This window comes from Gordonia sp. 852002-50395_SCH5434458 (assembly GCF_001665905.1).
GTDB lineage: Bacteria > Actinomycetota > Actinomycetes > Mycobacteriales > Mycobacteriaceae > Gordonia > Gordonia jacobaea.
Genome location: NZ_LZTC01000083.1, coordinates 142,801 through 152,511 on the forward strand (window position 1 = coordinate 142,801; position 9,711 = coordinate 152,511).

The 9,711-nt window shown below is 64.3% G+C and carries 9 protein-coding genes; 4 read left to right on the top strand and 5 right to left on the bottom strand.

The window, feature by feature from the left end; genetic code table 11:
- Nucleotides 1-374: 374 nt before the first annotated feature.
- The 4 genes from A5785_RS18550 (at nt 375) to A5785_RS18565 (ending at nt 3,822) form a co-directional block, all read left to right on the top strand.
- Complete coding sequence (locus A5785_RS18550) at nt 375-1,184, top strand: CDP-diacylglycerol diphosphatase (protein ID WP_005203842.1); 810 nt, start codon at nt 375-377, stop codon at nt 1,182-1,184.
- 463 nt (nt 1,185-1,647) lie between these two features.
- Nucleotides 1,648-2,541 (top strand): TIGR04222 domain-containing membrane protein, encoded by an 894-nt coding sequence (locus A5785_RS18555; RefSeq protein ID WP_005203840.1) that lies wholly within the window; start codon nt 1,648-1,650, stop codon nt 2,539-2,541.
- Between the two features lie 49 nt (nt 2,542-2,590).
- The gene (locus A5785_RS18560) at nt 2,591-3,442 is read left to right on the top strand and encodes a DUF692 domain-containing protein (RefSeq protein ID WP_005203839.1); all 852 of its coding nucleotides are present in this window, start codon (nt 2,591-2,593) and stop codon (nt 3,440-3,442) included.
- Complete coding sequence (locus A5785_RS18565; protein WP_051993748.1) at nt 3,439-3,822, top strand: hypothetical protein; 384 nt, start codon at nt 3,439-3,441, stop codon at nt 3,820-3,822. The genes A5785_RS18560 and A5785_RS18565 overlap by 4 nt, the downstream gene beginning before the upstream one ends.
- Nucleotides 3,823-3,893: 71 nt before the next feature.
- Here the strand turns inward: A5785_RS18565 and tuf are convergent, their stop codons facing one another.
- The 5 genes from tuf to A5785_RS18590 all read right to left on the bottom strand — a co-directional run bounded on the left by tuf (nt 3,894) and on the right by A5785_RS18590 (nt 9,543).
- The gene (tuf, locus tag A5785_RS18570) at nt 3,894-5,084 is read right to left on the bottom strand and encodes an elongation factor Tu (protein WP_005203838.1); all 1,191 of its coding nucleotides are present in this window, start codon (nt 5,082-5,084) and stop codon (nt 3,894-3,896) included.
- 174 nt (nt 5,085-5,258) lie between these two features.
- Nucleotides 5,259-7,364: an elongation factor G gene (gene fusA, locus A5785_RS18575; RefSeq protein WP_005203837.1), complete on the bottom strand. Its 2,106-nt coding sequence runs from the start codon at nt 7,362-7,364 to the stop codon at nt 5,259-5,261.
- Nucleotides 7,365-7,501: 137 nt separating this feature from the next.
- Nucleotides 7,502-7,972, bottom strand: a complete 471-nt coding sequence (gene rpsG, locus A5785_RS18580; protein WP_005170081.1) for a 30S ribosomal protein S7 — start codon at nt 7,970-7,972, stop codon at nt 7,502-7,504.
- A 6-nt stretch (nt 7,973-7,978) separates the two neighbouring features.
- Entirely contained in the window at nt 7,979-8,350 is a 372-nt protein-coding gene (gene rpsL, locus A5785_RS18585) for a 30S ribosomal protein S12 (protein WP_005170078.1), read from the bottom strand.
- A gap of 479 nt (nt 8,351-8,829) precedes the next feature.
- The gene (locus tag A5785_RS18590) at nt 8,830-9,543 is read right to left on the bottom strand and encodes a hypothetical protein (RefSeq protein ID WP_064868270.1); all 714 of its coding nucleotides are present in this window, start codon (nt 9,541-9,543) and stop codon (nt 8,830-8,832) included.
- Nucleotides 9,544-9,711: the final 168 nt, after the last annotated feature.

Consider the following 9,711-nt stretch of genomic DNA (forward strand, 5'->3'; position numbering starts at 1 on the left):
AGGTCTCCGACATTGAGACCGGGCAGTTACCAAAGTGGCAGATGTGACTCATGTTAATTAGAGTTACTCGTTTGCTTAGCTCGGACGCCGCCGTCGCGGTCGAGTCGAGAGGGGCGCCACGCCGTCTACGTCTGCCGAACGCAGGACACGAATTGCCCGCTTTCACGTAGTGACCGTGCCCGCACGTGGAACGATGATCCCGCACGAGCCGCCGCGCTCGACGCCGATGGCCACCAGCATCGACGTCGAAGACCACCTGAATCGGCGAGAGGCCAGAGATGAAGCCCCTACTGCGTACGACGTCGTTTCGGACAACACCACGAGCGTGCGGGGGTCGACGACTGGCCGCACTCGCCATCGGTGCGGCGATCGCCATGAGCACAGCATTCGGAGGCGGCATCGCCACAGCCGCACCCAAGGTCGCGCCGCCACCGGCAGGGTGCGGACTCGACTCGGACTCCGGAAAGACGGACCCCCGATTCACACTCTGGGACGACGTGAAGGGTGAGACGGGCGTCAAGCCGTTCAAGCCCGGCAACCTCGACGTCGTGACGCCCGCGGCGAAGTACCAACCCGACAAGAAGCACCCCAAGCGTTACGCGATACGCCTCGGCGGCGATCATCCCGGGCACGGCGACGATTACCTGCTGGTGCCGACCAATCGCATCAAGGGCATCGAATGCTCCTACCTGTGGGACGGCTCGCAGTTGAACCTCTGGTACTCCGCATGGGCGGAGGCCCAGAAGTGGGTCACCAAGGTTCCCGCGAAACCCCTTGCCATTGGCGTGAATTCAGCCGAGGCACGAGGGAAGGATCAGCTTCACATCCACCTCGCGGTGGCCAATCCCGCGACCGTGTCGGCGCTCAAGGCGATCAAGAATCCGCAGCGGAACCTTGATAAGTGGACCACGACCAACGTCAACCTCCCGGTGAATGATCCGCACAAAACGAAGACGAGCGCGCAGTTCCGTGTCGTGAAGTACACCGGCTCGCTGCCGAACCTGTTCCGAGTTCTCCACAAGCAACTCCCCAAGGGCGAGGCGATGTACACGCAGTCGATCGCCGTCATCGACGCCGGCACGCCCAACACGTACTACGTCCTCAACAGCACACCGAATCTGCCGGGACAGTCACCGGCCCACGGAACCGGGCTCGCCGACTACGTCTACGGGTGGGGCGTGTAAGTCGTTCACGCGCTCGACAGCGATTCGTCGAATCATTGGTCGTCAGTCACGAATCGGTGACGAAGTGCGGCGGGGAGTGGCTATTTGCGACGCCGCCCCGATACTGAGATGACCTGGCGCGGTGCACGTTCCACGCCACACAGCTCTTCGATACCAAAAAGAAGGAGGTGGTCATGAACAACGACACCGAGACAACAGATGACGTACACGATCACCTCGACGTGACCCAGCTCTGACCTTTCCTGGTCCACGGGTCATCTTGCGCGGCAACAACTCCCGACAAGGCTGATAGCCCCCTCCGGGTACGCCGCACTCCCCTGCGCCCAACCCCATCTCGGGGTCCGTCGGGCACCCACACATCGACGTTCCAGCCGACCTGCCGGCACCGAGGATCTACGCGATGGCGCGTTGCTGATCCGCCGGCGACCTGTGGTCGACCCCTTCACGAAAGGTGGTGGTACACATGCACAGTCAGAACACCTGGGGAATCTCCGGGCCGGTCTTCCTCGTCATCTTCGCCACAACATCCGTTGCATGCTGGCTCTGGGCGATCTGCGACATCTACCGCGCACGACGCATCCGCCTCGACGATCCGATCGAACGACTGACACCCACGGAGATCGGCATGCTGGTCTCCGATCGCAACGCACACCTCGCGGCGCTCACACAACTACTCACGCAGGGATACGTTGATTCCGACGGCCGGCCGACCCCCACGCCGTCGCGCACGAAGTCCCGACTCGATCAACTGTCTCGCACGATCCTCGAGGCACTCCGCAACCAGTCGGGAAAGCCCAACAATGTGGCCAGAACAACCCGGTGGGCCCGCACCGACCTACGCAACGAACTACGCGCACGCGGCTACCTCACGACGCCCTCCGCCCGAGGCGCCCGACTCGCGTTGGTGCTCGTCATGGTCGTCGGCGTGATCCGGGTCATCGCGGGGCTGAGCAACGGAAAGCCGACCGGCCTGCTGCTCGCCTTCCTCTTCGCCGACCTGATGTTCCTGCCGCTGGTGGCATGCATCCAAGAACGACGCACGATCCGCGGCAACACGGCATTGGCCGCCGCACGATCGAGGAACCGACATCTCCGACCTGAACTACGGCCTGCCGTACGCACATATGGTCCGACGGCCGCAGCGATCGGCGTGGCGCTCTTCGGCATCCGCATCGTCGAGCTCGTCGATCCCCCCTTCGCAGCCAACGCGAAAGCATCGACCGGGCACTTCGGCGGCTCGTGGAGTGCAGGTGGCGACTTCGGAGGCGGCTTCGGTTCGTCGAGTAGCTGCGGTTCGTCGAGTAGCTGCGGTTCGTCGAGTAGCTGCGGGGGCGGCGGCGGAGGCTGCGGCGGGTGAGCGAGTCTCACCTACCTACTGCCATCACGACACGACAAGGAGCAGTCCCATGACACTCAACTTGCCCGCCGGGATCGGCATCGGGTGGCGTCCGGAGATCTCCGGGGTCGTCGCGCAACTCTCGGGTCTCGGCTTCTGTGAGGTGATCGCGGAGTCGGTACCCGCACTCGACGACCCCCACTCCTGGCTTCCCGACCTCATGGCACTGGACGTCCCGATCATCCCGCATGGAGTGGGACTTTCACTCGGAGGCGCAGAACCCGTTACCTCGCAACGGATCTCAGCACTCACTCGCTGCGCGGAAACGCTCCACGCACCATTGGTCAGCGAACACATCGCATTCGTTCGGGCGGGCGGCGTGGAGGCGGGACATCTTCTCCCCGTCCCACGTAGCCGCGAGGCCCTCGATGCACTGACCGACAACATCCGCCGCACACAGGACCGCCTGCCCGTGCCGTTGGCGGTGGAGAACATTGCATCACTGGTCGAGTGGCCCGACGACGAGTACACCGACGGCGAGTTCCTTGCCGAACTCGCCGAGCGCACCGGCGTGTATCTCCTCGTCGACGTCGCGAATGTCTATGCGTGCGCTGCCAATCGGGGTTCCGACCCCTCCTCAGACCTCGCCCGACTCCCGCTCGAGCGGATCGCATATTGCCATGTGGCGGGCGGCGAATCCGACGGCGAGCTCTACCACGACACCCACACCGCCCCGGTGCCCGACGACGTGCTCGCGTTGGTCACGCAACTCGCGGCAACAGGTCGGGCCGGCGCGTTCCTGCTCGAGCGTGACGGGCACTATCCGCCGGCAACCGAACTCGTCGACGAACTGCATGCCATCGCCGACGCCGCGGGCGTAGACCGGCCGATGTGGAATCACCCGTGGGAGTGCGCATCATGAACACGCACGACGCCGTCGAATGTCACCCGATCGAATCGCGGTCCAACAGAAGGCCGACGCTGGCCGAACGCCAGAGCGCTCTCGTAAGTGCGCTCGTCTCGGGCGGGCCACCTCCCCCGGGATTCGACGTCGACCGACTGAAGGCAACGGAAAATGCCCTGCTGCGCAAGCGATGTGGCGAAGCAGCACGGCGGCTCCCGCAGGTTCGTGCACAGCTCGGCACGCGGTTCGACGACGCGTTCGTCGCCTGGGCACGCGGACGAGCTCCGGCCGGATCTTCGTATGACGCACAGGGTTTCATCGCGCACCTGATCGACACCGGGCTGTGGTCGCCACCCCGAGCGCGGCGTCGAATCCTCCGGCGGAGCCGAGGAAAATGAAAGGCGCCCGGTCACTTTCGTGACCGGGCGCCTTCGTTGACTCAGTGAGTCAGATCATCGGTGAAACGAAATCACTTGATGATCTTGGTGACTCGACCCGCACCGACGGTGCGGCCACCCTCGCGGATGGCGAAGCGCAGGCCCTCGTCCATGGCGACAGGCTGGATGAGCTTGACGCTCATCTCGGTGTTGTCGCCCGGCATGACCATCTCGGTGCCCTCGGGGAGGGTAACGACGCCGGTCACGTCCGTGGTACGGAAGTAGAACTGCGGACGGTAGTTGTTGAAGAACGGGGTGTGACGGCCGCCCTCGTCCTTGGACAGGATGTACGCCTGGCCCTCGAACTCGGTGTGCGGGGTCGTGGTGCCCGGCTTCACGATGACCTGGCCACGCTCGACGTCCTCACGCTTGAGGCCGCGGAGCAGCAGACCGGCGTTGTCGCCTGCCTGAGCCGAATCGAGCAGCTTGTGGAACATCTCGATACCGGTGACCGTGGTCTTGGTCGACTTCTCGCGGATGCCGACGATCTCGACTTCCTCGTTCACCTTGACCTCGCCGCGCTCCACACGACCGGTGACCACGGTGCCGCGGCCGGTGATCGTGAAGACGTCCTCGACGGGCATCAGGAACGGCTTTTCGGTCTCGCGAACCGGATCCGGGATCGACTCGTCGACAGCGTCCATCAGGTCCTCGACGGACTTGACCCACTCGGCGTCGCCCTCGAGAGCCTTGAGCGCCGACACCTTGACAACCGGAGCGTCCTCGTCGAAGTCCTGGGCGGCCAGCAGTTCGCGGACCTCCATCTCGACGAGCTCGATGATCTCTTCGTCGTCGACCATGTCGGCCTTGTTCAGGGCGACCAGGATGTAAGGCACACCGACCTGGCGGGCCAGCAGCACGTGCTCGCGGGTCTGCGGCATCGGGCCGTCAGTGGCGGCGACCACGAGGATCGCGCCGTCCATCTGAGCAGCACCGGTGATCATGTTCTTGATGTAGTCGGCGTGACCCGGGGCATCAACGTGCGCGTAGTGGCGCTTCTCGGTCTCGTACTCGACGTGGGAGATGTTGATCGTGATACCACGAGCCTTCTCCTCCGGAGCCTTGTCGATCTCGTCGAAGGCAGATGCCTTGTTGAGCTCCGGATACTTGTCGTGCAGGACCTTGGTGATAGCCGCGGTCAGGGTGGTCTTGCCGTGGTCGACGTGACCGATGGTGCCGATGTTCACGTGCGGCTTGGTCCGCTCGAACTTCGCCTTCGCCACTTGTTTGTCCTCCTGGACTGTGTTGCTCTACTGGGCGGATCCCAGCAGGGGTTTTCTCTTACGTTGTCCGCGTCGTACGAACACCCGTATTGCGTGCCCGCGCGGAACACACTGCGTGCCCGCACGACGCGTGCGCCGTTGGCGCGCGGTCAAAGCCGGAGACCGGCCGGCGAATTACTCGCCGGTGGCCTTGGCGATGATCTCCTTCGACACGTTCGCCGGAACCTCGGCGTACGAGTCGAACACCATGGAGTAGTTAGCTCGACCCTGGGTCCGCGACCGGAGGTCGCCGATGTAGCCGAACATCTCCGACAGCGGCACCTGTGCCTTGACGACACGTGCACCACTGCGCTCCTCCATGGCCTGGATCTGGCCACGGCGGGAGTTCAGGTCGCCGATCACGTCGCCCATGTAATCCTCAGGAGTCGTGACCTCGACGGCCATGATCGGCTCCAGGATTACCGGGCTCGCCATCTTCGCAGCTTCCTTGAGGGCCTGCGAACCGGCGATCTTGAAGGCCATTTCCGACGAGTCGACGTCGTGGTACTGACCGTCGAGCAGCGTGACCTTCAAGTTGACCAGCGGGTAGCCGGCGAGGACACCGTACTGCATGGCATCCTGCGCACCGGCGTCGACCGACGGAATGTACTCGCGCGGGACGCGACCACCGGTGACGGCGTTCACGAATTCGTAGGTCGCACCATCCTCGGCATCCACAAGGGGCTCGAGCTTGATGATGACCTTCGCGAACTGGCCCGAACCGCCGGTCTGCTTCTTGTGCGTGTACTCGTGCTTGTCGACGGCCTTGCGGATCGTCTCGCGGTAGGCAACCTGGGGCTTACCCACGTTGGCCTCGACCTTGAACTCGCGCTTCATACGGTCGACGAGGATGTCAAGGTGGAGCTCACCCATACCGCCGATGACGGTCTGGCCGGTCTCGTCGTCGAGCTGCACGGAGAACGTCGGGTCCTCTTCGGCGAGCTTCTGGATCGCGGTACCGAGCTTTTCCTGGTCGGACTTGGTCTTCGGCTCGATCGAGACGTTGATGACCGGGTCCGGGAAGCTCATCGACTCGAGGACGATGGGCGCGCTCGGGTCGCACAGGGTGTCGCCGGTGGTGGTGTCCTTCAGACCGATCATCGCGTAGATGTGGCCCGCGGTGGCGTCCTCGACCGGCATTTCCTTGTTGGCATGCATCTGGAAGAGCTTGCCGATGCGCTCCTTCTTGCCCTTGGTCGCGTTGAGCACCTGGGTGCCCGCCGTGATGTGGCCGGAGTACACGCGGACGAAGGTCAGCTTGCCGAAGAACGGGTGCGCGGCGATCTTGAACGCCAGTGCGGAGAACGGCTCGTCTGCGCTGGGCTTACGAGAGAGGATCTCCTCTTCGTTGCCAACGGCGTGACCCTCGACGCTCGGCACGTCCAGCGGGGACGGCAGGTAGTCGATGATCGCGTCGAGCATCGGCTGGACGCCCTTGTTCTTGAAGGCCGAACCGCAGATGACCGGGTAGTACTCACGCGCGATCGTCAGCTTGCGGATGGCGCCCTTGATCTCCTCGACCGAGAGCTCCTCACCACCGAAGTACTTCTCCAGCAGCTTCTCGTCGCTCTCGGCGACGATCTCGAGCAGCTTCTCGCGGTACTCGGCAGCCTGATCGACGAGATCAGCAGGGATCTCCTCGATGGTCGGCTCCGCACCGATCTCGACGGTGCCGCGCCAGGTAATCGCCTTCTGCTCGATCAGGTCGACGACGCCGTCGAAGTTGTCCTCGGCGCCGATCGGAAGCTGCAGAACCAGCGGCTTCGCGCCGAGGCGCTCCTCGATGGTGCGCACGGTGAAGAAGAAGTCGGCACCGAGCTTGTCCATCTTGTTGACGAAGCAGATACGCGGGACGTCGTACTTCTCTGCCTGCCGCCAGACCTGCTCGGACTGCGGCTCGACGCCTTCCTTGCCGTCGAAGACGGCAACGGCACCGTCGAGCACGCGCAGGCTGCGCTCGACCTCGACCGTGAAGTCGACGTGGCCGGGGGTGTCGATGATGTTGATCTGGTTGCCGTTCCAGAAGCACGTCACGGCGGCGGAGGTGATGGTGATCCCCCGCTCCTTCTCCTGCTCCATCCAGTCGGTGGTCGAAGCACCGTCGTGGGTTTCACCGATCTTGTAGTTCACACCGGTGTAGAAGAGGATTCGCTCGGTCGCGGTGGTCTTGCCGGCATCGATGTGGGCCATGATGCCGATGTTGCGAACCTTTTTCAGGTCGCTGAGCACTTCCTGTGCCATTCCGTTCCCTTCGGGAAATCTTGGGACTAAAGGCTGTCTTGTTTCTAGCCGCGGCTGCGCAGCCCACCCTCGCAAGCTCGGGTGGACTGGCCGCTCTTCGCTCCGCTCCGAGCGGCCAGTGCCCGTGGGCGGTTACGTCACCAGCGGTAGTGCGCGAACGCCCGGTTGGCTTCTGCCATCTTGTGGGTGTCCTCGCGACGCTTGACCGAAGCGCCGAGGCCGTTGGAGGCATCGAGCAGCTCGTTGGCCAGGCGCTCGACCATGGTCTTCTCACGACGCTGGCGGCTGAACGTCACCAGCCAACGCAGTGCGAGGGTGTTGGCGCGGTTCGGCTTGACCTCGACGGGCACCTGGTAGGTGGCACCGCCGACGCGGCGGCTCTTGACCTCGAGGGTCGGCTTGACGTTGTCGAGCGCGCGCTTGAGGGTGACGACCGGATCAGTGCCGGTCTTCTCACGAGCCTGCTCGAGGGCCTGGTAGACGATGCGCTCGGCAGTCGACTTCTTGCCGTCGAGGAGGATCTTGTTCACGAGCTGGGTGACCAGCGTCGAGCCGTAGACCGGGTCGTTGACGAGGGGGCGCTTGGGTGCGGGTCCTTTACGTGGCATCGCTTATCAGCTTCCCTTCTTGGCGCCGTAGCGGCTGCGAGCCTGCTTGCGGTCCTTGACACCCTGGGTGTCGAGCGAGCCGCGGATGATGCGGTAGCGAACACCGGGGAGGTCCTTCACACGACCGCCGCGCACGAGCACCATCGAGTGCTCCTGGAGGTTGTGGCCTTCACCCGGGATGTAAGCGGTGACCTCGACGGAGCTCGTCAGGCGCACGCGGGCGACCTTACGGAGCGCGGAGTTCGGCTTCTTCGGGGTGGTGGTGTAGACGCGGGTGCACACGCCGCGACGCTGCGGGCTTCCCTTGAGGGCCGCCGTCTTCTTCTTGGCGGTCTTGTCGTGACGGCCCTTGCGGACCAGTTGGTTAATCGTTGGCACTTGTGAGTTTCATTCCTCTGTTGTCGTCGTGTCGTGGTTTGTGCTCCGGGCAAGCGCTCAGAGCGGATAAATCCGATTCTGGTTGCTTCCACAACTCGCCCCACCGGCACTTCTGTGCTGGTCAGTACAGTTATTTCTACCCCGAGGTCGGGCGTGTCAAGCACCCGACAGCGGACTGGCTTGGTGTCGTCCGGCGCGCCTGGCGCGTGCCGAGGCCTTCTCTGAGAGAGAATGATCTCGATCCGATCGCCACCGGTAACCCGGCGAGGGCATGCGGACGTTGCCCGGGCAGCCGGGCACCGACGATCCACTCTACCGACCTGATTTCCACAGGTCAAAAAACGGATCCACAGCCCTACCTGCAGCTCTCGAGCAGCTGAACAGGCGGTGGCGTATACGGGTTCCCAACGACAGTCGACGACGTCTTGTTCCCCGCATCGTCGCTGGTAGGACCCCGATACGTGCGGTTGCACCGACGATCAGTGCGCGAGAAGCACCTTCAGCAACACCACCATCGCGGCAAGTGCAGCCGTGACGATGCCCGCGACGATCACCGTCACGCTGACCTCGTTTCCGCGCACACGCTCGACGACGATCGGCACGCTCGCGATACGCAGCACCACGACCGCTCCCGCGATCCCGTGCGCCCACGCCGTCGGCAACACGTCGGCCCAACCGAGCGCCAGCGCGATTGCGGGAAGTATCGCCGAGGAGATGATGGGCGTCGCATCGCGCAGCTCGTGTCGCACGTGCCTCCGCGCGGCGTCGCCTGGTCGCTCGGGCTTGGGGGTGTGGGCGTTGGGTTCGGGGTCGCGGGGTTCCAGGGCGTCGGGTTCAGCGGCGTCTGGTTCCGGGGCGTCGGGGGCGTCAAGGTGATCAGACTGCGACTCGTCGGCCTGTGTGTCGTGACCGTGTGCCTCCGGGATGCTGCTGCCCGCGACCAGGTCGGCGAAGACGTGGGCGATGTAGGTCGTCAGACCGGTCCCGAGCACCAGCCAGACCGCTTCGCCGTTCTCGACCGCGTGAGCCGACGCCGTCACCAGCGCCGCGAGCACCATGATGTTCCCGTAGACGTACGCCGACAGTCTCGACGCCGCACGTCGAGGCGGAAGCGGATCTCCTCGACGCCTGGTAAGGATTCCGCGCCACTCGGCGCGCGGGGTGCGTCGGGTCGGCCGGGCCTGCGAGGTCATGGCCCGATGCTGTCACGCCGCAGCAACCACGGACGCAAGTAGACGGATGCGGGGCAAAATTCGCGTCAGCGACCTTTCCCCTACTTTCCGCACGGCCAGACACCGCCGCGCCCTCGCGCTGATCAAGCCCCACCCCGCCGATCGAGCCCCTCACCCTTATACACATCT